The sequence below is a fragment of the Billgrantia campisalis genome (assembly GCF_022341425.1).
GTDB classification, from domain to species: domain Bacteria; phylum Pseudomonadota; class Gammaproteobacteria; order Pseudomonadales; family Halomonadaceae; genus Halomonas; species Halomonas campisalis.
Window position 1 is genome coordinate 39,892 of sequence record NZ_JABFUC010000019.1, and the last position, 24,827, is coordinate 64,718.

Annotated in this window: 21 protein-coding genes; 9 read left to right on the forward strand and 12 right to left on the reverse strand. The window is 65.2% G+C overall.

The window, feature by feature from the left end:
- Positions 1–3: 3 nt before the first annotated feature.
- The 4 genes from HOP52_RS18065 to HOP52_RS18080 all read left to right on the forward strand — a co-directional run bounded on the left by HOP52_RS18065 (position 4) and on the right by HOP52_RS18080 (position 4,278).
- Positions 4–1,206, forward strand: coding sequence for an efflux RND transporter periplasmic adaptor subunit (locus tag HOP52_RS18065; protein ID WP_238978882.1), 1,203 nt, complete (start codon positions 4–6; stop codon positions 1,204–1,206).
- A 57-nt stretch (positions 1,207–1,263) separates the two neighbouring features.
- Positions 1,264–2,316, forward strand: a complete 1,053-nt coding sequence (locus tag HOP52_RS18070; protein ID WP_238978883.1) for an asparaginase — start codon at positions 1,264–1,266, stop codon at positions 2,314–2,316.
- A 117-nt stretch (positions 2,317–2,433) separates the two neighbouring features.
- Positions 2,434–2,670, forward strand: a complete 237-nt coding sequence (locus HOP52_RS18075; RefSeq protein WP_238978885.1) for a DUF2789 domain-containing protein — start codon at positions 2,434–2,436, stop codon at positions 2,668–2,670.
- Between the two features lie 63 nt (positions 2,671–2,733).
- Positions 2,734–4,278, forward strand: coding sequence for a sensor domain-containing diguanylate cyclase (locus HOP52_RS18080; RefSeq protein ID WP_238978887.1), 1,545 nt, complete (start codon positions 2,734–2,736; stop codon positions 4,276–4,278).
- An 81-nt stretch (positions 4,279–4,359) separates the two neighbouring features.
- On the opposite strand, the gene HOP52_RS18085 is transcribed toward HOP52_RS18080, so the two are convergent.
- The 10 genes from HOP52_RS18085 to HOP52_RS18130 form a co-directional block, all read right to left on the reverse strand.
- On the reverse strand, positions 4,360–5,031 hold the full coding sequence (locus HOP52_RS18085; RefSeq protein WP_238978888.1) for a TVP38/TMEM64 family protein: 672 nt from the start codon (positions 5,029–5,031) through the stop codon (positions 4,360–4,362).
- 76 nt (positions 5,032–5,107) lie between these two features.
- Positions 5,108–5,275, reverse strand: a complete 168-nt coding sequence (locus tag HOP52_RS18090) for a hypothetical protein (RefSeq protein ID WP_238978890.1) — start codon at positions 5,273–5,275, stop codon at positions 5,108–5,110.
- 94 nt (positions 5,276–5,369) lie between these two features.
- On the reverse strand, positions 5,370–5,780 hold the full coding sequence (locus HOP52_RS18095) for an SRPBCC family protein (protein WP_238978892.1): 411 nt from the start codon (positions 5,778–5,780) through the stop codon (positions 5,370–5,372).
- A 189-nt stretch (positions 5,781–5,969) separates the two neighbouring features.
- Positions 5,970–7,646, reverse strand: coding sequence for a 30S ribosomal protein S1 (rpsA, locus tag HOP52_RS18100; protein WP_238978893.1), 1,677 nt, complete (start codon positions 7,644–7,646; stop codon positions 5,970–5,972).
- Positions 7,647–7,825: 179 nt separating this feature from the next.
- A complete protein-coding gene (gene cmk / locus HOP52_RS18105) occupies positions 7,826–8,518 on the reverse strand; it encodes a (d)CMP kinase (RefSeq protein ID WP_238978895.1) in 693 nt (230 codons plus the stop codon).
- On the reverse strand, positions 8,515–10,815 hold the full coding sequence (locus HOP52_RS18110) for a bifunctional prephenate dehydrogenase/3-phosphoshikimate 1-carboxyvinyltransferase (RefSeq protein WP_238978897.1): 2,301 nt from the start codon (positions 10,813–10,815) through the stop codon (positions 8,515–8,517). The genes cmk and HOP52_RS18110 overlap by 4 nt, the downstream gene beginning before the upstream one ends.
- Positions 10,816–10,817: 2 nt before the next feature.
- Positions 10,818–11,909, reverse strand: coding sequence for a prephenate dehydratase (pheA, locus tag HOP52_RS18115; RefSeq protein WP_238978899.1), 1,092 nt, complete (start codon positions 11,907–11,909; stop codon positions 10,818–10,820).
- 25 nt (positions 11,910–11,934) lie between these two features.
- Complete coding sequence (serC, locus tag HOP52_RS18120) at positions 11,935–13,020, reverse strand: 3-phosphoserine/phosphohydroxythreonine transaminase (RefSeq protein ID WP_238978900.1); 1,086 nt, start codon at positions 13,018–13,020, stop codon at positions 11,935–11,937.
- 176 nt (positions 13,021–13,196) lie between these two features.
- A complete protein-coding gene (gene gyrA / locus HOP52_RS18125; RefSeq protein WP_238978902.1) occupies positions 13,197–15,929 on the reverse strand; it encodes a DNA gyrase subunit A in 2,733 nt (910 codons plus the stop codon).
- 173 nt (positions 15,930–16,102) lie between these two features.
- Entirely contained in the window at positions 16,103–16,525 is a 423-nt protein-coding gene (locus tag HOP52_RS18130) for an acyl-CoA thioesterase (protein WP_238978903.1), read from the reverse strand.
- 160 nt (positions 16,526–16,685) lie between these two features.
- On the opposite strand from HOP52_RS18130, the gene HOP52_RS18135 reads away from it, so the two are divergent.
- The 5 genes from HOP52_RS18135 to HOP52_RS18155 all read left to right on the forward strand — a co-directional run bounded on the left by HOP52_RS18135 (position 16,686) and on the right by HOP52_RS18155 (position 22,791).
- Positions 16,686–17,618 (forward strand): recombination-associated protein RdgC, encoded by a 933-nt coding sequence (locus tag HOP52_RS18135; protein ID WP_238978904.1) that lies wholly within the window; start codon positions 16,686–16,688, stop codon positions 17,616–17,618.
- Positions 17,619–17,644: 26 nt separating this feature from the next.
- Positions 17,645–18,811, forward strand: a complete 1,167-nt coding sequence (locus HOP52_RS18140) for a 1-acyl-sn-glycerol-3-phosphate acyltransferase (protein ID WP_238978906.1) — start codon at positions 17,645–17,647, stop codon at positions 18,809–18,811.
- Between the two features lie 19 nt (positions 18,812–18,830).
- Positions 18,831–20,015, forward strand: coding sequence for a cation diffusion facilitator family transporter (locus HOP52_RS18145; RefSeq protein WP_238978907.1), 1,185 nt, complete (start codon positions 18,831–18,833; stop codon positions 20,013–20,015).
- Positions 20,016–20,188: 173 nt separating this feature from the next.
- Complete coding sequence (locus HOP52_RS18150) at positions 20,189–20,824, forward strand: transglutaminase-like cysteine peptidase (RefSeq protein WP_238978909.1); 636 nt, start codon at positions 20,189–20,191, stop codon at positions 20,822–20,824.
- 47 nt (positions 20,825–20,871) lie between these two features.
- Positions 20,872–22,791 carry an EAL domain-containing protein gene (locus tag HOP52_RS18155; RefSeq protein ID WP_238978911.1) on the forward strand — a complete coding sequence of 640 codons (1,920 nt, stop codon included), beginning with the start codon at positions 20,872–20,874 and terminating at the stop codon, positions 22,789–22,791.
- A 46-nt stretch (positions 22,792–22,837) separates the two neighbouring features.
- Here the strand turns inward: HOP52_RS18155 and HOP52_RS18160 are convergent, their stop codons facing one another.
- Both HOP52_RS18160 and HOP52_RS18165 read right to left on the reverse strand, forming a co-directional pair.
- Complete coding sequence (locus HOP52_RS18160; RefSeq protein ID WP_238978913.1) at positions 22,838–23,173, reverse strand: tryptophan synthase subunit beta like protein; 336 nt, start codon at positions 23,171–23,173, stop codon at positions 22,838–22,840.
- 89 nt (positions 23,174–23,262) lie between these two features.
- A partial coding sequence (locus HOP52_RS18165; RefSeq protein ID WP_238978914.1) for a calcium-binding protein occupies positions 23,263–24,827 on the reverse strand: 1,565 nt, incomplete at its 5' end.

Here is a 24,827-nt window from a genome sequence, read left to right on the forward strand (position 1 = left end):
CCCATGATGCCACTCATCAAGCGACTGACCGGCGCTATCGCCGTCCTGGCCGTGCTCGGCCTGCTGGCCTGGGCGCTATGGCCGACCCCGCTTGCGGTCAACGTCGCCACCGTCAGCACCGGCCACTTCGTCGACTCGGTACGTGAGGAGGGTCGCACCCGACTGCGCGACACCTGGACCGTCTCGGTGCCCATTGCCGGCTACCTGCAGCGGGTCACCCTCGAGGTCGGCGACAGCGTCGAGGAGGGTGACGTGCTGTTTCGGCTCGAGCCGACGCCGGCGCCGGCGCTGGACGCACGCAGCCGACAGCAGGCCGAGGAAAACCTTCAGGCCGTCCAGGCACGACTCGGCACCGCCCAGGCCAACCTGGAGACCGCCCGCGCCGAACGTCGCTTCGCCGAATCCGAGTACCAGCGCTATCGCCGACTGCACGAGCGCAACCTGGTGGCCACCGCAGACCTGGAACACCGCCAGAGCCTGAGAGACCGGCAGCGTGCGCTGGAAAACGCCGCCGCCTCCAGCGTCGAGGTCGCCCGCTTCGAGGTGGAAAGCGCCCGTGCGGTGCTGGAGGTGGCCAGTGGCCAGCGCAGCACGCCGGGCGAGACGCCCGAGCTTGAGGTCAAGGCGCCGGTATCGGGCATCGTGCTGACGCGCCACCGCTGCTGCGAAGGCAGTGTGGCGGCTGGCGAACCGATTATCGAGCTGGGCCGCCCCGACGATCTCGAGGTTCAGGTCGACCTGCTCTCCATGGATGCCGTGCGGCTGCGCCCCGGCATGGCGGTCCGGCTCAGCGGCTGGGGCGGCGAAACGCTCGACGGCCAGGTTCGGCGCATCGAACCCGCCGGCTTCACCCGTACCTCGGCGCTGGGGGTGGACGAGCAGCGCGTACCGGTGATCGTCGACTTCACCGGCGACACCGAGCCCGCCCGCCAGGGGCTCGGCAGCGGCTTTCGCATCGATGCCGAGTTCATCATCTGGGAGAGCGACGACGTGTTGCAGATTCCCACCGGCGCGCTGTTCCGCTACCGTGGCGACTGGGCGGTCTTCGTAGTGGAGGAGGGTCGCGCCGTTCGCCGCAGCGTGGAGATCGGCCGCCGACAGGGGCTCGTCACCCAGGTGCTCGCGGGGCTGAGCGAAGGCGAGACTCTGATCACCCACCCCGGCGAGCGCGTCGACGACGGCGTCAGGGTGAGGAGTGAGAGGTGAGGCGCAAGGCGTGAGGCGCTATCATGGCCGCCCGCCCCCCCCCTGCCAGGAGCCGCCATGACCTCACCTTCGCTTGTCTCCCGTTCCGTGCTGGTGCTTTACACCGGCGGCACCCTGGGCATGGTCGAGACCGACCAGGGCCTCGCCCCCGGCCGCGACTTCGAGGCCAGGCTTCGCCAGGCGCTGACCACCCTCCCCCCGGCACGTCGAGCGAGCCTGCCCGAGTTCGTGCTCCGCGAGAGCCCCGACCCCATCGACTCCAGCGCCGCCACGCCTCTCGACTGGCAGCGCCTGGGCCGGGCCGTGGCCGCTGCCCTGCCCGACCACGCCGGCGTGGTGGTGCTGCACGGCACCGACACCCTGGCCTGGAGCGCGGCGAGCCTCGCCTACCAGCTGCAGGGGCTGGACCGCCCGGTGGTGGTAACCGGCGCCATGCTGCCGCTGGAGGCCACTGGCAGCGACGCCCTGATCAATATCGAACTGGCGCTGCGCTTTGCCGTCCAGCCCGAGCTTCAGGAGGTCGCCGTGGCCTTCGCCGGGCGGCTGCTGCGCGGCGTGCGCACCCGCAAGCGGCATACCCAGGCGGCCGACGCCTTTACCAGCCCCAACGCCCCGCTGCTAGGCGAACGGGTGGATGACGATGCCGTACTCTACCCGGGCCGCGGCCTTGCCACCCAGCAGCGCGGTGCGCCGCGCTTCGAGCTGCTCGACTACGAACCCCTGTCGGCGGGGGGCGTGGCGCGCCTCGTCCTATGGCCCGGCATCCAGGCCTGGCAGCTGGCGGCCTGGCTGGAGGATAACCGGGTCAAGGGCGCCTTGCTGGAGGTGTGGGGGAGTGGCAATGTGCCGGACGACCCGGCACTGCTCGGCGTGCTGGCCAAGGCCAGCGGCGAAGGCAAGCTGCTGGCGGCCATCAGCCAGTGCCCCCTGGGCGGCGTTGCCATGGGCCACTACGCGGCGGGACGCGGCCTCGCCGAGGCCGGCGTACTCTCAGCCGGCGACATGACGCCGGAGGCGGCGCTGACCAAGCTGCTGCACCTGCTCGCCCTGCCGCTGCCTGACGCCGAACGACGCCAGCGCTTTCTCACTCCCCTGGTGGGTGAGCGTTGAGGTGGGCGAGCGTTGAGAGAGCGTCCCCCCGGACGGCAGCAGCGTTGAGGCGTTACGAGCACGAAGCCGACCAACGCGCTAGGGTGGAAGTACCGTGAAAGCAAAGGAGCCGTGGCCATGGAACACCCCGTACACCCCTTTACCGAGCTCTTCGAACAGCTGGGGCTGCCCGCCGACGACGCCTCCATCAAGGCCTTTATCGAACGGCATGCGCCGCTGCCCGAGACGATCCCCCTTCACAAAGCGCCGTTCTGGAATCAGGCCCAGGCCGACTTCCTGCATGAGGCCCTGGACGATGACGCCGACTGGGCGGAGGTCGTCGACCATCTCGACGCATCGTTGAGAAAGGGATGAACTCGCTGATCATTCGGTTATGATAACGAAAAAAATCACCCAACCGTTTTATCAGGAGTGGTCATGCCGATCGATTCTCCGTCGACCACTATCGATGACGACAGCAACCAGACGGCTCCTGAGCTTCCCCCGTTGCCCGGCGACCTTCGCGACCGGCTGGCCCGCTGCCAGAGTCTGCCGAGCCTGCCCGCCGCCGCCGCGAGAGTGCTTGACCTCGCCCGGACGCAGGAGCCGCGCCTGGCCGACTTTGCCCGCGCCATCGAACAGGACCCGGCGCTGACGCTGCGCCTGCTCTCGCTGGCCAACAGCGCCTTCTATGCTCGCAACGGCCTCCAGGTCACCACCTGCACAGCGGCCGTATCGCGCATCGGACTCGACGCCACCCTGGCAGCGGCGATGAGCTTCGGACTGCCCAGGCCAGGTGCCCGCCACATCCTGGACTACGACTACCTGTGGCAGCGCGCCATCATTGCCGCGCTGGCCGGCCAGTATCTGGCACAGCGACTGAGCCCTGAGCACGCTGGCCGCGTCTTCACTACGGCCCTGGTTCAGGATATCGGCATCATGGCGCTCGAAGCAGTGGACGGCGACGCTTACTGCCACGGTATTCCTGGGCTGCGCGACCACGGCGCCCTCATCCGGGCCGAGCGCGAGCGCTTCGGCTGCGACCATGCCCTGGTCGGGGCCTGGCTGGCCGCCAGTTGGGGCGTTCCCGACCACCTGGCGCAGGGTATCGCCGATAGCCACGGCCCGCTGGAGGACCACGACATCTCGCGTCTCTGTCTGCGCCTCTCCTGCCGCATCGCCGAGGCCTGGCTCGCACCCGAACCGGCCAGGGCCATCAGCGATCTGCTGCACCAGCTCGCCTCGCTCGACACGCTGGAACCCAATCTGCTGACCGGCGTACTGCAGCAGCTCCAGGAGCGGCTACCCTCCACCGCCCGGCTGTTCGAGATCACCTGCCCGCCCAACATCGACGCCATTACGCTGCTCACCGAGGCCAAGCAGCTGCTTTTTGAACAGAACCTTCGGATCAGCCGCCACCTGGCCGAGCAGCAGACCAAGCTGGAAGCCCTCAACGCCAGCCACGTGGCCCTGGACAAGCAGACCCGTACCGACTCGCTGACCGGACTGGCCAACCGCTCCTGGCTGGAAAAGCTGCTCGAGGTCCATTTCGATATCGCCAAGGCCAATCAACAGCCGCTGAGCGTGATGTTCATCGACCTGGACCACTTCAAGCGGATCAACGACGCCCACGGCCACCGCTTCGGTGACCGGGCCCTGATCCACTTTGCCGGCACCCTGAAACGCATGGTGCGCGGCAGCGATATCGCCGGCCGCTACGGCGGCGAGGAGTTTTTGGTGATCATGCCGCAAACCCGGCGCCACCAGGCCTACGTGCTGGCCGACCGGGTGCGCCAGCAGCTCTCGAAGGGCCCCCTGGCCCATGCCGGCGGGAAGCCGGTGCACGTCACCGCCTCCATCGGCATCGCCGCGCTGGAAGACGACGAGTTTGCCAACGTCGAGGCGCTCGTCGACGCCGCCGATGAGGCCATGTACGTCATCAAACGCGGCGGCCGCGACGGCGTGGGGCTGTTTCATGACTGATGAGCGGGAAGCACTTTTACGAAGTGCCGCCCGCCCCCAGCCATTTCCTATATTCCGGCCGGTATACTTACCCCCATCTGCCTATACTTCCCGCCCCTGCTCGACACGACGGCGCACCCAGGCGCCAATCAGCAGCAGTAGGGTCAGAGCCAGCAGCGGCAACACCACCTCGGGGGTAAGAGCGTCGTCCTTCTCCACCGCCTCCAGCGCGCCATGAATGGCGCTGGCATAGACGGCCCACTTGATTCCCAACCCAATCACGGCGGCAATCACGAAGGTGCGCAGCGGCAGGCGCCGCAGTCCGGCGGCGTAGTTGATAACCGAGTGGGGAAAGCCTGGCAGTACGCGCAGCGCGCACTGGGTGAGAAAGTCGCTACGCTTCTCCAACATACGCATGATCTTGCGGGTCAAGCCCTTGGGACTCCAGCGATCGCCGACGCGGGCGGCCAGGTAGTAGGCGCCTAGGGCACCGCCCACGCTGCCGAGGATCAGCATCGGCGTGGCGACGTGGGGCGGATAGAAGGGCGCAATCAGCCATAGCCCGATGCTGCCGGGAAGCCCGAATGCCAGGGTCACGGCCATGATCAGGATGACGCCGATCACGGTCGCCGGGTGATGGGACGCTTCCTCGGCCCAGTGCCTGATGGCGCTGAGATCCGGCGAGTGCCACATCCACAGGTAGCCGGCCATCAGCACGCTGGCACCGATGGCGACCCACCGCCAGCGCCAGCGAAGAGAGGTGTCCTGGTGCATCGGGTATCCCTTGAGGCCCAAAGAAAGGGCACATGGTGCCACGAGCCCGGCCCGGGGTCACGCGCCGCCGACCACCTCAGGCCTCGAGGTCTCCTTCGGGTTTCGCTGCAAGCAGGTTGGCGGCACCGTCCGATGGCCCCTCTTCCCCCAGGCGTGGCATTGCCGCCACCCGACGATCCACATAGCGCAACAGCAACAGCTGCATGACCAGTACGGCCAGGCACCACATCAGGCCTTTCAGCATGGCGATTTCCTCACGGAGGCCGGCAGCCTCGTCGTGCTGAGTCTAGCTGTAAACCGCGCGCCGCGATAGATAACGGCTTAACCGTTTGGCTCGCTCACAGCCGCGCCTGGACCCGCTCGAGAATCTCGCGGCTGACCTTGTTGACCAGCGGCTTGGCGGCACGGGTAACGGCCTTCTCCACCAGCCGGTTGCGGATGACGTAGGTCAGGGTGAAGGCGACCTTGGTACCTCCATCGACCGGGGTCAGGCGGTAGCAGCCCTGGTTGTGCACGCCCTCGAGCGACTCCCAGGCGAGGAGTTCCGGCGCCTGGCACTCGGTGATCTCGACATCGAAGGTCCAGTCCATGCCCACCGCATGGACATGCCAACGGTAGCGATCCCCGCCCAGTGGCTCGATCTCCCGGATCAGATCCGAATAGTCGACGAAGTCCTCGACCCGCTCGAGCAGGGCGAACACCCGCTCGGGGGGCGCCTTGAGGATCGCGCTGTGTTCGATGGTGGCCATGGCGGCTCCCTGTGCTCCTCGACGGCGGATGATGGGTCTTCAGGGGCAAGGGCACAAGGCTCTCCCCTGCGATACAAGTACCAGATTACGCGCGCTGTTTCATACAAAAACGCCGCCCCATAACGGAGCGGCGTTTTCAAGCGGGGACTGGCAGGCGTCGGGCCGCCTAGAGCGGCCCGGCGATGCGAATCAGTCCTGGCCCATCTGCTGCTTGATCAGGTCGCCGATGGTGGTCGGACCACCGCTCTCGGGCGCCTCTTCGCGCAGCTTCTTCAGGTTCTGACGGGTGTCGTCATGCTCCTTGGCCTTGATCGACAGGTTGATCTGACGATTCTTGCGATCGACGCCGATGATGCGGGCCTCGACGCTGTCGCCTTCGTTCAGCACGTTGCGGGCATCTTCGACGCGGTCGGCGCTGATCTCGGAGGCCTTGAGCACGGCGATCACGTCGGTGGCCAGCTCGACCTGGGCTTCCTTGGCGTCGACTTCGATCACGCGGCCGCTGACGATGCTGCCCTTGTCGTTGACGGACAGGAACTCGGCCACCGGGTCGGTATCGAGCTGCTTGATACCCAGTGAAATGCGCTCGCGCTCCGGGTCGATGGAGAGGATAACGGCCTCGGCCTCATCGCCCTTCTTGAAGCGGCGCACGGCTTCCTCGCCGGTTTCGGTCCAGGAGAGGTCGGAGAGGTGCACCAGACCGTCGATACCGCCTTCCAGACCGATGAAGATACCGAAGTCGGTGATCGACTTGATGGTACCGGACACACGGTCGCCCTTGTTGTACTGGGCGTTGAAGGTTTCCCACGGGTTGGCGGTGCACTGCTTGATACCCAGCGAGATACGACGACGCTCTTCGTCGATGTCGAGGATCATGACATCCACTTCGTCGCCGATGTTGACGACCTTGGACGGGTGGATGTTCTTGTTGGTCCAGTCCATTTCGGAGACGTGAACCAGGCCCTCGACGCCCTCTTCCAGCTCGGCGAAGCAGCCGTAGTCGGTGAGGTTGGTGACGCGGGCGGTGACGACGGTGTTCTCGGGGTAGCGATCCTTGATGTTGACCCAGGGATCTTCACCCAACTGCTTCAGACCCAGGGAGACACGGTTGCGCTCGCGGTCGAACTTCAGCACCTTGACGTTGATCTCGTCGCCCACGGCAACGATTTCGCTCGGATGCTTGATGCGCTTCCAGGCCATGTCGGTGATGTGCAGCAGGCCGTCGACGCCACCGAGGTCGACGAAGGCGCCGTAGTCGGTGAGGTTCTTGACGATACCCAGGATCTGCTGGCCTTCCTGCAGGGTGGCGAGCAGAGCCTCACGCTCGGCGCTGTTCTCGGCTTCGAGCACGGCGCGGCGGGACACGACCACGTTGTTACGCTTGGGGTCGAGCTTGATGACCTTGAAGTCGAGTTCCTTGTGCTCCAGGTGCGTGGTGTCGCGCACCGGACGCACGTCGACCAGGGAGCCGGGCAGGAAGGCGCGGATGGAGTCGATATCGACGGTGAAGCCACCCTTGACCTTGCCGTTGATCACGCCCTTGACGATCTCTTCCTTCTCGAAAGCGGCTTCCAGCACCTTCCAGGCTTCGGCGCGCTTGGCCTTCTCGCGAGACAGGCGGGTCTCACCGAAACCGTCCTCGACGGCTTCCAGGGCGACCTTGACTTCGTCGCCGACGCCAATGGTCAGTTCGCCATTGTCGTCGCGGAACTGCGCCGCGGGGATCTGTCCTTCGGACTTCAGGCCGGCATTGACGGTGACCCAGTCACCCTCGATGTCGACAACGGTCGCCACGACAATGGCGCCCGGTTCCATGTTGATGTCCTGAAGTGACTGTTCAAACAGTTCAGCAAAGCTTTCGCTCATGATGTTCCTACGTGATCAACGGTGTTGAGGCGTCGCCGCCTTCTCCGCACCACCAGCGAGTGCGGGCCTTATGTGCCAAGCCCCCGGGGATGTTAGCGCTGGTTGGACCTGGCCGGGCTTTCGGAAAAGGGTTGCCCGACCATGCCATGACATCCTGACGGGAGCGCCGCAAGGGAGAGTCAGGTGTCGCGAGTGAGGCCACGCTGGGCCAGCCACTCCGTCAACCGATCCACCACTTCCGGTATGCTCAGGCTCGTGGTGTCCAGCTCGAGGGCGTCATCGGCCGGTACGAGCGGGGCCACGCTGCGCTGCATGTCGCGTGCATCGCGCGCCTGAATCTCCTTTAAAAGACTCGATAGACTAGCATCCACCCCCGCTTCCTGCAACTGGAGGTGGCGCCGCCGGGCGCGCTCGGAGGCCGAGGCGGTGAGGAATACCTTGAGCGGCGCATCCTCGAACACCACGGTGCCCATGTCGCGACCGTCGGCCACCAGCCCCGGCGCCTGGCGGAAGTCTCGCTGACGCTGCAGCAGCGCCTGGCGCACCGCCGGAAGAGACGCCACTCGCGAGGCGGCGTCGCCCACCTGCTCGGTGCGGATCGCCCGGCTGACGTCATCGCCGTCGAGCAGCACGCGGGCACCCTCCTCTTCGGCGAGGAACACTACGTCGAGGTCGGCGGCCAGCTCGGCCAGCGCCGTCTCATCGTCGAGCGACACCCCGCGGCGCTGGGCGGCCAAAGCCGTCAGGCGATAGAGCGCGCCGCTGTCGAGCAGATGCCAGCCCAGGCGCGCGGCGACCAGGCGACTGACGGTGCCCTTGCCGGCACCGCCGGGGCCGTCCACGGTAAGCACCGGAACCGTCGCCTCGCTCATGACGCCTCCTTCTCGGTCTCCTGGGCAAGGCTCAGCCCCACCCGGCGCGCCAGGTCGATGAAGCCGGGGAAGGAGGTCGCCACGTTGGCGCAGTCATCGATGACGATCTCATCGCCGGCCCGCAGCGCGGCGATGGCGAACGCCATGGCGATGCGATGATCGCCCAGGCTATCGATATGCCCACCGCCGTAGCTTGCGCCCGCGGTCTTGCCGCTGCCCTGGATGTCGATGCCGTCCGGATAGAGGCTGTGCTCGACACCGATCTTGGCCAGGCCGTCGGCCATGGCCTGCAGGCGGTCGGACTCCTTGACCCGCAGCTCCTCGGCGCCGCGCAGTCGGGTGATGCCCTCGGCATTGGCCGCGGCAATGAACAGCGCCGGGAACTCGTCGATGGCCAGCGGCACCTGAGCCTCGTCGATGTCGATCCCCTTGAGCGGCGTATAGCGCACGCGGATGTCGGCCACCGGCTCACCGCCGACTTCGGCCTGATTGGAGAGCTCGAGGTCGGCGCCCATGGCCTTGAGAATATTGATCACGCCGATACGCGTGGGGTTGATACCGACGTGCTCGAGGGTCAGGTCGGCCCCCGGGGTGATCGCCGCCGCCACCAGGAAGAAGGTCGCCGAGGAGATGTCCGAGGGTACGTCGATGGGCGCCGCGGTGAGGCTGCCCCCGCCGGCGAGCCAGCAGGTATCGCCGTCCCGGTGCACCCGGTAGCCGAACCCCTCGAGCATGCGCTCGGTATGGTCGCGAGTCGGCGCCGGCTCTCGCACCCGGGTCTCGCCCTCGGCGTAGAGGCCGGCGAGCAGCAGGCAGGATTTCACCTGGGCGCTGGCCATGGGCATGTTGTAGGCGATGCCCTTGAGCGCCTTGCCGCCCTTGATCTTGAGCGGTGGCCGACCGCCCTCGGCGGTGTCGATCTCGGCGCCCATCAGGCGCAGCGGATCGGCGACCCGGCCCATGGGACGCTTGGTCAACGACACATCGCCGGTCAACTCGGTGTCGAAGGCCTGGCCGGCCAGCAGGCCGGCAAACAGCCGCATGGCGGTGCCGGCATTGCCTACGTAGAGGGGGCCGGCAGGCGCTTTGAGGCCGCGCATGCCGACACCGTGAACGATCACCCGTCCCTGGTGCGGGCCTTCGATGGCCACACCCATCTCGCGAAAGGCCTGCAGGGTGGCCAGGCTGTCCTCGCCCTCGAGGAAGCCCTTCACCTCGGTGACGCCCTCGGCCAGCGCCCCGAGCATGATCGAACGATGGGAGATCGACTTGTCGCCGGGTACGCGGATGCGCCCGGTCACGCTGCCGCCGGGGCTCGCCCGGAAGCGCAGATTAGCTGATTGTTGCATATTATATTCCGCCTGATAGCTGGTCTGGTTCAGGAGAGTGTCGAAATAGTGCCGCGCGTGGCTGGCGCGGTCGAAGGTGGCCAGCAGGGCATCGCCGTCACCGCTCTCCACGGCCTGGCGCAGCCGGGCCACCCCGGCCTCGAAGTCGTCCAGGGAGGCGAGCACGGCATCACGGTTGGCGATGAAGATGTCGCGCCACATCACCGGGTCGCTGCCGGCGATACGGGTGAAGTCGCGAAAGCCCCCGGCGGCGTAACGGAAGATCTCCAGTCGCTCGTCCTGACGCGCCAGGGTATCCACCAGCGAGAAGGCCAGCAGGTGCGGCAGGTGACTGGTGCGGGCCAGCACCTGATCGTGGCGCGCCACGCCCATCTCCAGCACCTCGGCGCCGCAGGCCGCCCAGAGCGCCCGCACCCGGGCCACCGCCGCCGGGTCGGTCTCGGCGGCGGGGGTCAGGATCACCTTGTGGTTGACGTAGAGCCGCGGATTGGAGGCCGCCACGCCGCTCTTTTCGGAGCCAGCGATGGGATGGCCCAGCACCAGATTGGCCGGCAGGCGGCCGAAGACCCGGTGCGCGCAGTCGCGGATGGCCGCCTTGGTGCTGCCCACGTCGGTGATCACCACCCGCACATCGGCCGATGCCAGGCTCTCTGCCAGCTCGCCCATCACCGACTCCATGGCCAGCACCGGCACCGCCAGCACGATCAGCGTGGCCCCTTCCACCAGCGGGGTCAGCACCGTGCCACCGCGGTCGATCAGGCCCATCTCGATGCCGCGGGCGATCTCCTCGGCATCCGGGTCGCAGGCGATGATTTCGGCGGCTCGCTCGCCCTCCCCGAAACCGGCCTCACGCAGTGCCGCGGCGAGCGAGCCGCCGATCAGCCCCAGGCCAACGATCAGGATACGCGGCTCGTCCACCCGGCATCCCGCCTGTAACGCTTGTCGCATGCCTAGAGCACACCCATCGGGTAGGAACCCAGCACCTTCAGCTCGGCGGCACGCAGGCGCACCTCCTCCAGCACGGCGGCGACCCGCGGCTCATCGACGTGCCCCTTGAAGTCGATGAAGAAGACGTAGTTCCACACGCCGCTCCGCGAGGGCCGCGATTCCAGGCGGGTCAGGTCGATCTGGTGACGATGGAAGGGCTCCAGCAGGTCGTGCAGGGCGCCGGGCTGGTTGCGCATGGCCACCACCACCGAGGTCTTGTCCTCACCGGAGAGCGGCACATGCTGGCTGCCGATGATCAGAAAGCGCGTGGAGTTGTCGGGGCGGTCCTCGATCTTCTCGGCGATCTTCTCCAGGCCATAGAGCTTGGCGGCCATGTCGCCGGCGATGGCGGCGCTGTGCCACTCGCCCTTGATCATCTTGGCGGCTTCGGCATTGGAAGAGACCGGCACCCGCTCGGCCCGCGGGAAGTGGGCATCGAGCCACTTGCGGCACTGGGCGAAGGACTGGGGGTGCGAGTAGATCCGCGAGACCTTGTCCCGGCGAGTGGTGTCGGAGATCAGCAGGTGGTGATGGATACGCAGCACCACCTCGCCGCAGATGCGGATCGAGGAGTCCATGAAGGAGTCCAGGGTATGGCTGATGACACCTTCGGTGGAGTTCTCCACCGGCACGACGCCGTAGTTGACGGCGCCCGCCTCCACTTCGCGGAAGACCTCGTCGATGGCCGCCATGGGCAGGCTCACCGCGCTCTCGCCGAAGTGCTTGAGCGCCGCCTGCTGGGTGAAGGTACCCTCGGGGCCCAGATAGGCCACCTTGATGGGCTGCTCCAGAGCCAGGCAGGCGGACATGATCTCGCGGAACAGTCGCGCCATCTCCTCGCTGTCCAGCGGACCGGTGTTGAGCTCCATGATGCGGCGCAGCACCTGGGCCTCGCGCTCGGGGCGGTAGAAGACCGCTCCCGGGTCGGTCTTGGTCTTCACCTCGGCGACCTGCTTGGCGCAGTCCGCCCGGGCGCTGATCAGCCTCAGGATCTCGTTGTCCAGGCTGTCGATACGCTCGCGCAGCGCATCCAGATCGATGGGGGTGTCGCTCATGGGTATCCCCTGCTTGGCAATGTGGTTAACCGTGACGCCGCTCGAAGTCGGCCATGAAATCGATCAGGGCGTCGACACCCGCTTCCGGAACGGCATTGTAGAGACTGGCCCGCATGCCGCCCACGCTGCGGTGGCCCTTGAGGTTAAGCAGGCCAGCTGCGTCGGCCTCATCGAGGAAAAGCGTATCCAGGCGCGCGTCGGCGAGCACGAAGGGCACGTTCATCCGCGAGCGGCTGCGCGCGGCGATGGGATTCGAATACAGGTCGCTGGCATCGATGGCCGCATACAGCTTGGCGGCCTTGCGGGCGTTGATGGCGTCCATGGCCGCCAGGCCGCCAATGTCATGCTTGAGCCACTGGAATACCAGCCCCGCCAGGTACCAGGAGAAGGTGGGCGGCGTATTGACCATGGAGCCGGCCTCCGCCAGGCCGCGGTAGTCGAACAGGCTCGGGATCGGCGCCCGAGCCCGGTCGAGCAGGTCATCGCGCACGATCACCAGGGTCAGGCCCGCCGGGCCGATGTTCTTCTGGGCACCGGCATAGATGAGCCCGAAGCGGGACACGTCCAGCGGGCCGGACAGAATCGACGAGGACATGTCGCAGACCAGCGGTGCCTCGACCTCGGGGATATAGTCGAACTCGAGCCCGCCGATGGTCTCGTTGGCGGTGTAGTGCAGATAGGCGGCGTCAGCGGACAGGGCGATCTGCCCCGGCCTTGGCACCTCGGCATGGCCGCTTGGCTCGCTGGTGCCCGCCAGATGCACCGGGAAGCCCAGGCGCTCGGCCTCGGCCAGGGCCTTCTTGCCCCAGATGCCGGTATAAAGAAAGTTGGCGCTGCCCCCCTGGCCCAGCAGGTTCATCGGCACCATGGAGAACTGCAGGCTGGCGCCTCCCTGAAGGAACAGCACCCGGTAATTGTCGGGGATCGCCAGCAGCTCGCGCAGGTCGGCTTCGGCCTGCTCGGCGATGGCGACGAACTCGGGGCTGCGATGGCTCATCTCCATCACCGAGAGCCCGCGGCCCTGATAGTCGAGCAGCTCCTCTCGGGCCCGCTCCAGCACTGGCGCGGGAAGCGCCGCGGGGCCGGCGCAGAAATTATAGTGTCGTGTCATCAGCGTGGTGTTCCGTTCTACTCATGTCGTGGCCAGGCGAGATGAGCGCCGGGGACAAGCCGTAGCGAGGGTTTTTGCCATGCATGGCAAAAATAGCGCCCAGGGAGGAGTTCACGGCGCCCTCGCGAGACTTGTCGCCGGTACAGCTCATCGCTTACCGGATGTTTCAGACATTCTCATTCGTCGTTGTTTGCTTCGTCTTGGTCGCCGTTCTCGTCCGCGCCCGGCCCTTCCTGAAGATCACTTTCCGACCCACTCTCGGCGCCATCCTCCGGTTCGCTCTCCAGCCCATTTTCGGGCTCGTCGATGCGCACCGTCTTGACCAGCTTCTCGTCGTTGCCCAGGCGGATCAGCATCACGCCCTGGGTATTGCGCGAGGTGATCGAGACTTCCTCGACCCGGGTGCGCACCAGGGTGCCGCGATCGGTGATTAGCATCATCTCGTCGGTCGAGTAGACCTGCATGGCGGCGACGAGCGAGCCGTTGCGCTCGCTGGTCTGCATGGCGATCACCCCCTGGCCGCCGCGGCCGCGCAGCGGGAACTCCTCGAGCCGGGTACGTTTGCCATAGCCGTTCTCGCTGGCGGTGAGGATATAGATCTGACCGCCGTTGCCGTTGATGGACTCGAGCTCGGCCCCCTCTTCGGCGTCGGTTTCGATATCTGCCTCAGCGTCGATCTGCTGACTCTGGGGGATGATCAGGCTGATCACCTCGGCGTTATCCTGCAGGCGCATGCCGCGCACGCCGCGGGCGGTGCGGCCCATGGCGCGCACGTTACCCTCCTCGAAGCGAATCGCCTTGCCGTTGGAGGAGAGCAGCATGGCGTGGTCGCTGCCCGAGGTGATCGCCGCGCCCACCAGGCGGTCGCCCTCCTCCAGGTCGATGGCGATCAGGCCCACGCTGCGCGGCCGCGAGAACTGGTCCAGGCTGGTGCGCTTGACGGTGCCCTTGGCGGTGGCGAAGAAGATGTAGCTGTCGGCGCAGTAGTCGCGCACCGGCAGGATGGCGTTGATCGCCTCGTCTTCGTCCAGCGGCAGCAGGTTGACCAGCGGCTTGCCCCGCGAGCCGCGGCTGGCGTTGGGCATCTCGTAGACCTTGAGCCAGTAGACCTTGCCCTTGTTGGAGAACAGCAGCACGGTGTCGTGGGTCGAGGCCACCAGCAGGTGCTCGATGACGTCCTCATCCTTCATGGAGGTGGCCGACTTGCCGCGCCCGCCGCGGCGCTGGGCCTGGTAGTCGGAGAGCGGCTGGGTCTTGGCGTAGCCGGAGCGCGACACCGTGACCACCATATCCTCCTCGGCGATCAGATCCTCGATGGAGAGGTCGAGGTGGCTGGCCTGGATCTCGGTGCGCCGCGGGTCGCCGAACTGGTCGCGCACGGCGTTGAGCTCCTCGCGGATCACCTCGAGCAGCCGCTCGCTGGAGGCGAGTATTGCCGTCAGCTCGGCGATCTTCTCGAGAATCCCCAGGTACTCGTTGAGCAGTTTCTCGGTCTCAAGCCCGGTCAGGCGGTGCAGGCGCAGCTCGAGGATCGACTGAGCCTGGGCCGGCGAAAGCCGATACTCGCTGCCGGCCGCATTGAGGCCGAAGCCTTCGGGCAGGTCTTCGGGCTTGCAGGAGGTGGCGCCGGCCCGCTCCAGCATGCCGGTGACCTGGCCGGGCTGCCAGGTCCTGGCCAGCAGCTTCTCCTTGGCCTCGGCGGCGCTCGGCGACGCCTTGATCAGCTCGATCACCTCATCGATGTTGGAGATCGCCACCGCCAGGCCTTCGAGGATATGGCCGCGCTCGCGGGCCTTCTTGAGCTCGAACAGCGTACGGCGCGTGACCACCTCGCGGCGGTGGCGGATAAAGGCCTCGAGCACCTCCTTGAGGTTCATGATCTTCGGCTGGCCGCCTTCCAGCGCGACCATGTTGATGCCGAAGACATTCTGCAGCTGGGTCTGGGCAAAGAGGTTGTTGACCACCACCTCCCCGGACTCGCCGCGCTTGACCTCGATCACCACTCGCAGGCCGTCCTTGTCGGACTCGTCGCGAAGCTCGGCGATGCCTTCGATCTTCTTCTCTTTCACCAGCTCGGCGATCTTCTCGATCAGCCGCGCCTTGTTCACCTGATAGGGCAACTCGGTGACGATGATATGGTCGCGACCGCTCTTGTCGTCATGCTCGATGGTGTGGCAGGCACGCACATAGATGCGCCCGCGGCCGGTACGATAGGCCTCGAGGATGCCGGCACGGCCGTTGATGATCGCCCCGGTGGGAAAGTCGGGCCCCGGGATGTACTCCATGAGCGCATCGACCGACAGGGTGTAGTCGTCGATCAGCGCCAGGCAGGCATCGATGACCTCGCCCATGTTGTGGGGCGGAATATTGGTGGCCATGCCCACCGCGATGCCCGAGGAGCCGTTGATCAGTAGGTTGGGCACCTTGGTGGGCAGCACGTCGGGGATGCGCTCGGTGCCGTCGTAGTTGTCGACCCAGTCGACGGTGTCCTTTTCCAGGTCGGCGAGCAGCTCATGGGCGAGCCTGGACATGCGCACCTCGGTGTAACGCATGGCCGCGGCACTGTCGCCGTCGATGGAGCCGAAGTTGCCCTGGCCGTCGACCAGCACGTGACGCATGGAGAAGTGCTGGGCCATGCGCACGATGGTGTCGTAGACGGCGCTGTCGCCGTGGGGATGGTACTTACCGATGACATCACCCACCACACGGGCGGATTTCTTGTACGGCTTGTTCCAGTCGTTACCGAGCTCGTGCATGGCGAACAGCACGCGCCGGTGCACCGGCTTCAAGCCGTCGCGCACGTCCGGCAGCGCGCGGCCGATGATCACGCTCATCGCGTAGTCGAGGTACGACTGCTTGAGTTCGTCCTCGATGTTGACTGGCAGAATCTCTCTGGCGATGTCACCCATGGGTCGTCGAATCCTTTGCACTGCAGCAGGTTGGCGCGCCGCCGAGCCTTCAAAGGGACGCGCCATATCAGCCTGCCATCATACCACTCCGCTTAGCACAAAGGCAGCGCAGGGAGCGCGCACAGGGTACGCGTGGGCCCGGCAAACCGCCTGGCCGGCTTGCCGGGTGACACTCAGTCGGCCAGCACCAGCGGGGCCAGGGCGTCATGCAGCTCGCCCTCGATGGCCACGGCGCGGTTGGCCTTGACATCGAGCAGCACGAAGGTGAGATCGGCGTCGGCCACGACCGCCCCGTCGCCCACCCGGCGAATCTCCTGATGCATGCGGGCGCTGCGCGTGCCCAGCTCGGCCAGCCGAGTGAGAACCTCCAGGTCGTCGCCTGCCACGGCAGCGAGCCGGTAGTTGATGTTGAGATTGACCGCCACGAAGGCAGGATTGCCGCTGGTAAACAGCCGCGCGAGATCGGGCCGGTCATCGAAGTATCCCCAGCGCCCCTCCTCGAGAAACTCCAGGTAGCGAGCGTTGTTGACGTGGCCGTAGCCGTCCAGGTGATAGCCGCGCACGCGCAGGCAAACGCGGGAGAGTCGAGCATCCATGAAGCAAACTCCTTGAAGGGGAAAGCCCCGATTCTAGGCCTCGCCCCGCCACACGTTCAAACAGTAGTTTGAATATCCGGCCGATCGCTTGCCTCCGCGCACTGGTACAGCCGCGCCCCGTTCGCCATAATATGCCTCCTTTTCGTTCTGGGAATGCGTCATGTGGTTCAAGCACTTGCATCTATACCGCCTACACGCCTCAACGGCGATCCCGGCGGCCGATCTGGAAGCGGCCCTGGCCGAACAGGCCGCCCGGCAGCCGGGCGGCAGCGAGGCGAGACGCCTGGGTTGGTGCCCCCCCGCCGGCCGCGCGGGCACGGCGCTGCTCCACGAGCTTCAGGGCCAGCGGCTGATGACCGTGCTGCGCCAGGAGCGGCTGCTGCCGGCCGGCGTGGTTCGCGAAGAGGTCGAGGAACGTGCCAGCGATATCGAGGCGCGCGAGGGGCGCAAGCTGCGTCGTCAGGAAAAGCAGGAGATCAAGGAGCAGGTCTATGAGGAGCTGCTGCCCCGCGCCTTCATTCGCCGCCAGAAGGTCGACCTGTGGTGGGACACCCGACGCGACCTGATCGCCATCAACAGCAGTTCGCGCAAGCGCGCCGAAGAGGCGCTGGACCTGCTGCGTGAAACCCTGGGCAGCCTGAAGGTGACGCCGCTGGCCACCCAGACCCTGCCGATGCGCGCCATGACCCACTGGCTCTCGGATGACCAGGCACGTCCTGCCGATTTGCTGCTGGGCGATCAGGTGGAGCTCAAGGCCAAGGGTGATGATGGCGTGCTGCGCGCCCGCCAGGTCGATCTCGACAGCGACGAGATTCAGCAGCTGCTGGCCGCCGGCCGCCAGGCCAGCCGCATGGCCCTGGAGCGAGAGGGCCAGTTGAGCTTCGTCCTGCACGACGACCTGGCGCTGAAATCCCTGCGGTTCAGTGACGCACTGATCGACGAAGCCGGCGAAATCGAGGACGATGGGGACGCCATCCTGCGCCTGGAGGCCGACTTCATGCTGATGACCCAGGCCCTGGCCGACCTGATCGAGCGGCTGATCGAGTGGCTTGACGGCGAGGCCCAGCACAGTACGACGCAGGGCGTCGCATGACCCACCCAGGCAGACAAGACGCACCGATGAACGACGTGACCTCCCCCGCACAGGATCCCTGGGCCGACATCCGTCCCTATCAGGACGACGAGGTCGCCGCCGTACTGGCGCGACTGGCCGGCAACCGGGAGCTGCTGGACGCCCTGACCCGCTACCGCCTGCCGCGACTCCACCGCTTCCTGCCCGGCCTGGCCCGGACCATCGCCGCCTTCGTGATACGCCGGGAAACCCGCGGCGTGGCCAGCGTGCGCGACTTCCAGATGCGCATCGCCCACTACATGGAGCGCATGATTCGCACCTCCACCGACGACTTTCGGGTCGACGGCCTGGAACACCTGGCCCCGGACACCGCCTACCTGTTCATCGGCAACCATCGCGATATCGCCCTGGACCCGGCCTTCGTCAACTATGCGCTGCACCAGGCGGGGCGCGACACCGTGCGCATCGCCATTGGCGACAACCTGCTCAAGAAGCCCTACGTGACCGACCTGATGCGGCTCAACAAGAGCTTCATCGTGCCCCGGGCGCTGCGCGGCAAGCGCGCCATGCTGGCCGCCTATCAGACCCTCTCCGACTATATTCGCCACTCCATTACCGTCGACAACCACTCCATCTGGATGGCCCAGCGGGAGGGACGCGCCAAGGACGGCATCGACCGCACCGACCCGGCGATCATCAAGATGTTGACCATGGCGCGCCGTCGGGAGGAGCGTCAGGCCCCGATTGGCGACGCCATCGCCGAGCTGCGACTGGTGCCGGTGTCGATCAGCTACGAATACGATCCCTGCGACCTGCAGAAGGCCCGCGAACTGCACGCCCTGCACACCTCGGGACGCTACGAGAAGGGCGAGTTCGAGGACATCCTCTCCATCGTGACCGGCATTACCGGGCACAAGGGGCGGGTGCAACTGCGCTTCGGGGAGCCGCTCGGCTCGGGCTTCGATACGCCGGAAGCGGTGGCCGCGGAAATCGACCGCCAGGTGGTGGCCGGCTATCGCCTCTTCCCCAGCCACTACCTGGCCCTGGAGGCCCTCGGCGACGCCCCCGAACTGCTGCAGATGCAGGAGGTGACCGAGGCCGACCGCGCCCGCTTCCAGACACGCCTGCACAGCATCCCCCCGGAGCTGCGCGAATGGTGGCTGGCCCAGTATGCCAACCCCGTTCGCCATCGTGCTGGGAAGATCGACGGCTAGCGGGTAGGAGCGATCGCCCATGGGCCACGCACACGCGCACCACCCGCTACCGCCGGATCGCGGCGCCCAGACCCGCGAGGCCCACAAGGTCACCTTGATCGGCGCCGCGGTCGACTTTCTGGTCGGCCTGCTCAAGATAATTGCCGGCTGGCTGGTCGGCTCGGCGGCGCTGATCGCCGATGGCATCCACTCCTTTTCCGACCTGGTGACCGACGGCTTCGTACTCGCCGCCACCCATTTCGGCCGGCAGGCGCCGGACAGCAACCACCCCTACGGCCATGGACGCATCGAGACGCTGGCCACCTTGTGGCTGGGCAGCGTGCTGATCTTCGTCGCCGGCGGCATCGCCTGGGCCAGCCTCTCCCGGTTACTGGTCGGCGAACCGATTGCCGCGCCCGGCATCTGGGCCATCGGGGTCGCCGTGCTTGCCCTGCTCGCCAAGGAGTGGATCTTTCGCTATACCCTGCGCGTGGCCAAGCGGGTCAACTCCCGGCTGCTGGAGGCCAATGCCTGGCATTCGCGTTCCGATGCGCTCTCCACGGTGGTGGTGCTGGTCGGCCTGCTTGCCGCCCAGTTCGGCGCCGGCTGGGTCGACGCGGTGGCCGCCACCGTTGTCGGCGTGATGGTCGGCCGTGTGGGCTGGCGGCTGCTGTGGGAGTCCAGCCAGGAACTGATCGACACCGCCCTACCGGAGGCCGAGCGCGAGGCGATGCAAGCCCTGGCGGAAAGCGTGCCCGGCGTGCAGGGCGTACACGACCTGCGCACCCGCTCGGTGGGCAGCCAGACGGTGCTCGATCTGCATATCGTGGTGGCGCCGCGACTCACGGTCTCCGAGGCTCATGAGATCGGCAACGAGGTCAGCCGCCGCTTGCGTGAAGACAATGCCAACCTGGCCGATGTCACCTTCCATATCGACCCAGAGGACGACGCCGGCGAGACCGAGCACAGCCTGCGCCCCGGCCTGCCACTGCGCCGCGACGTGGAAGGCGTGCTCGACAGGGTGTGGGCTTCCAGCAGGGTGTGGCAGACCCGCGTGGCGCTGGACCTGCACTACCTCGACAATCAGGTCGATGTCTCCGTCTACGTCAATGCCCTGCCCCCCGGCCAGAGCCTGGACGCAGCGACCCGGGAGCTTCGCGACGCCTCCCGGGAACTGACCTGGCTGGGGCGGCTGCGGGTCTGGCAAGGACCGGGGAAAGGCTGATCCGGAACTCATTACAATGCATGGGATCTCATCAGTCCTGTAGCATCGCCGGCACCAGCCTCCTACACTTGAGTAAATGCTCATCTATCCTGCGACAACGCATGCACCAGTCATCCTCACCCCAGCGCTGCCATACCGGACGCCGCCGATTTCTCGCAGGTCTGGGAGCACTCATGCTGACAGCCGGCCTGGGACTGACGCCCGCCCCGCTCCAGGCCGGCATCAACCGCGCTCAGCTGCGCGAGAGCATGCGCCAGATGCACGGGCAGCGTGGCGTTCAGGCACTTGAGGACTGGTTCAGGCTCCTCGACCAACTCCGTAACAGCGACCTCGACACCCAGCTACGCGAGGTCAACGCTTTCTTCAACCGGCGGATCCGCTGGGTAGATGACATCGACAACTGGGGAGCTGAGGATTTCTGGGCCACGCCGCTGGAAACTCTGGGCCAGGGCCAGGGTGACTGCGAAGACTACTCGATCGCCAAGTACATCTCCCTCAAGGAACTGGGCGTACCGGGGGATCGGCTGCGCATGATCTATGTCAGGGCCCGGATCGGCCGCAGCCAGATCGTCCAGGCCCACATGGTGCTGGGCTACTACGAGACACCCGCCGCCGAACCGCTGATCCTCGACAACCTGGTCCCCTCGATAACGCCGGCCTCCCAGCGCACCGACCTGGACCCGGTCTTCAGCTTCAACAGCGAAGGGCTCTGGGCCGGCGGCTCGACCCAGTCCCGCGCCGATCCACTGGCACGCCTGTCGCGCTGGCGCAGCGTCGTAGGCCGCATGGAAGCCCAGGGATTTATCTAAGCAGCAACAACAACGCAAGGGACTTGAAGCCCGTAGGGAGAGACAAGATGTCACTGATCAAGCAGCTGTGGCTGACCATCGTGATACTGCTGATACTGGCATTCGTCGGCAGCCTGTTCGTCAGCATCAGCAGCAGCCGACACTATATCGAGCAGGAAATCCGCATCAAGAACAGCGACAACGCCAACGCCTTGGCGCTGTCCATGAGCCAGCTGGAAAAGGACCCGGTGATCCTCGAGCTGCTGCTGGCCGCCCAGTTCGATACCGGCCACTATCGCCGCATCGAGCTGCGCGACCCCGAAGGGGAGATCATCGAACGCCGAGTAGGCGATGAGACAATCGACACCGTGCCCGCCTGGTTCGCAAGCCTGATCCAGTTCGATGTCCCGCCGGGACGCGCCGTGGTACAGGATGGCTGGCGCCAGTACGGCACTCTGATCCTCGAGAGTCACCACAGCTTTGCCTACCACTCCCTGTGGCGAAGCAGCCTGACACTCGCCGGCTGGTTCGCTATCGCCGGGGCCATCAGCCTGCTGCTGGCCGCCTGGATCGTGCGCACCATCCGCCTGCCGCTGCGCAACGTGGTGCGCCAGGCCAAGGCGATTGGCGAGCAGCGCTTCGTTGAGTCGCCGGAGCCGAGAACCCGCGAACTGCGCGAGCTGGTCAGGGCCATGAACCGCCTGGCCGAGAACGTGCGCGGCATGCTGGGCAGAGAGAGCGAAAAACTCGACCAGCTCAGGCGCCGCCTGCAGCACGACCCGGTGACCGACACCCTCGCCCGAGCCCCCTTTCTGGAGCACCTCGAGGTAAGCCTGGGCAGCCACAGCCACGATGCCAGCGGTACGCTGGCCATGATACGGGTGGGCAATCTCGCCGAGATCAATCAGCAGCTCGGCCACCAGAAAACCGATGCCTTGCTGGTCGGACTGGCGCGCAGTCTCAAGCAACTGAGCCTGATGAACGGCGATGGGCGGGTCGGCCGGCTCAACGGCAGCGACTTCGCCCTGCTCATTCCCCGGGCCCATGACCTGAAGGGGCTGGGTGAGGAATTGACGGAGCGACTCGAGGGGCTTGCCAGCGAGTATGGCACACTCCTGACGCTGCCCTCGGCGCTGACGGAATACCGCCAGGGCAAGAGCCGAGAAACCCTGATGGCTAGCCTCGACGGGGCCCTGGCCGCCGCCGAGAACCAGGGCGAGCTCGGCCAGGTAATCGTCGAATCTTCCGAGCAGGAAGCCCTCTTCACTAGCCATGACGAGTGGCGGAATGCGCTTGAGAAAGCCCTGCAACAGGGGGTCTATCTCGCCCACTTCCCGGTGCTGGACACCCAGGGCAAGCTGCTGCACTACGAAGCCCCCACGCGTCTCAAGCTCAAGGGAGAATGGCACCCCGCCGGGGTTTTCCTGCCGTGGATTTCGCGCCTGGACATGTCCACCGAACTGGATCTCGCAGCCGTCGCCGCGGCTCTCGACGATACGGCGCAAAGCGGCAAGTCCATAGGCATCAACCTTTCCCCGCGCTCGCTGCGTGACGGTCGATTCGTCAGCGAGCTGATATCGCTGCTTCGCGCCCACCCGGAAGGGGCTGCACGACTCTGGCTGGAACTACCAGAAGCCGTCGCCGTACAGAACCCCACCGGGTTCAGCAGCCTATGTCGGGAAGTGCAGACCCTGGGCTGCCGAATGGGGCTCGAACATGCGACCAGCCAGTTTGCTCAGATAGAGGGGCTTCAGCATCTTGGCCTCAGCTACCTGAAGATCGATGCCTCGCTGAGCAAGGATATCGAGCACCACCAGGAGCACCAGAGCCTGCTGCGCGGCATGGCGACACTGGCCCATTCGCTGGGTATCCTGATCATCGCCGAGGGCGTCGAGAGCAGGACGGCGGCCCAAACCCTGTTCGACCTTGGCCTGGACGGCGCCACCGGCCCGGGAGTTCGCCAGAACGGCAGTGAGCTGATCGACTGATGGATTCATAGGGGGGGGGCGCCGATCGCCTCCCCTTCCCATAGGCTCAGATCACGCCGCTATCGTCGTCGGAATCCGACATCAGCCCCACGCTGTTGAGACGCTGGCGCAGCGACTGACGCTCCATCAGCTTGCGCTGAGCCGGCTCCGGCAGGTCGGTAAAGCTGATCACGCTCTTGTCCATCAGCACCTCGATCACGTCCTCCAGCACGCGCACGAAATCCAGGTCGGATTTCGACAGCGCCTGGTTCTTCATCTCATCGTCATCCCCGACGAACGCCTGGAGCTCCGGTGAGCAAGGGGGTGAGAATTCCTTGCATTCGTCGGTGGCCTCACGGCTGACCTGCACGATCTCGCCCGATTCGTTGCGTTTGATGAACACGTGCCTCTCCCGAAGTGATAACTCCGCTTAGCTTAGCAAAAAGCCCCGCCCGGCGAACCGGTCGGGGCGAGGTTGTGGCTAGGTAGTGGTTACTGGTCGATATTTAGGTGATTATTATTAATCAGATGCTCGATAAAGTCTTCACTACTCTGACCATTCATAGAATAATCATTAAGTGTTATGACTTGATCTGCCTTATCTAAAGCATCTTGCCAATTGGTCACACCATCCATTTCACCAGCCGTGCTAATATATAGGATTGTATTCCCTCCATCATCTTCTGCTGCAAACAGATAGTCCAATGGCTCTTCGTTACCGCTTGAGAACAGGTCCGTAAATTTCAGACTATCACCTTCGCTTGAATCAAAATCCATGACCCAGTCCTTCGCAGGGTCACTGGAAGTGCCTTGATCATTATTGCTTCCAAAGTCCCATTGGAAGGTGTCGGCACCCGCACCACCGTAGAGAATATCGTCCCCCGCGCCGCCGATGAGGATGTCGTTCCCACTGGAACCGACAAGCACATCATCCTCTTCTCCCCCGGTCAAGAGATAGCCTGGAGAACCATCATTACCAGCCAGAGTCAACTCGAGCCCTAGTGACTCGGCGACATCCCCGTCTCCATCAACGGCCGAAACGTCAAAACTCAAGTCTAGCCCCTCAACATTGAACCCACCGCCGAAGACAAGCTGATCCAATGTAAACTGGGCTCCCGTACTAGAAGAAAACGTGCCATCGGCATTATCTACATTTACCGGAGCATAGTTGGATGGCATCGCCTCCAGCGTGAGTTTTTCGAACTCCAGCCCATCTGGATGTTGGAAGACGAAGGGCTGGCTGGATCCATCCAGCAAGACATATGAACTAAATTCACCTCCACCCACCAGTTCTGCTGTCCACTTGACCACCAATTGAGTGTCGCTTCCCGAGGTGCGGCTCGTCACCATACTGAAGAAGCTTGTTGGATTAGTGAAATCCAAATAGACAACATCTCCAGCATTGTAGTGGTTATTACCAACACCTATACCAGCACCAGACGGATTGATATCACCGTTTGCCTTCACGAAAACATCAGAATCAGAATCCAGCTTGGTCTGCCCACGATCAAATGTCCACTTTCCTGTGGCATCGGAATAGCCGACTTCATCAAAGTTTCCAGAATCCAGGTTTGCAAAGTCTGCAAAAATTGTCTCACCCAGGGGAGATACCAGCTCAAACTGATAGCTACCATCCTCTCGGATATAAAGGGTGAAGAAGATTTCATCTTCGGCATTATCCGACGTCGCAACCAAGAGCACTTGGCCGGAACCAAATTCAAACTTTCCGACCAGAGAGTCCGGAATGCCGTCTTCGGAATGGTAAACATCGTAAAGATAGCCCGTAGGCTGTTCGCCACCTATGGTAAACTTACTCAGACCATCCGCTCCTGCATTGAACACGAGTTGTCCTTCTGCCACTCCCGTTTCACCCGCAGCAATGACAATGTTTTGAAGGGATGTCAGCTCGGGCACATCGTCAATGACCTCTATCTGAATATCATCGCTTGCCGACTGACCCAGAGTGTCGACTACCTCCACCGTGATGTCCGGCTTCTCAAATGTGTTCGGCCCTTGAACCGGGTCGTGCTCCACCGCTTCCGCCAAGGTGAACACGA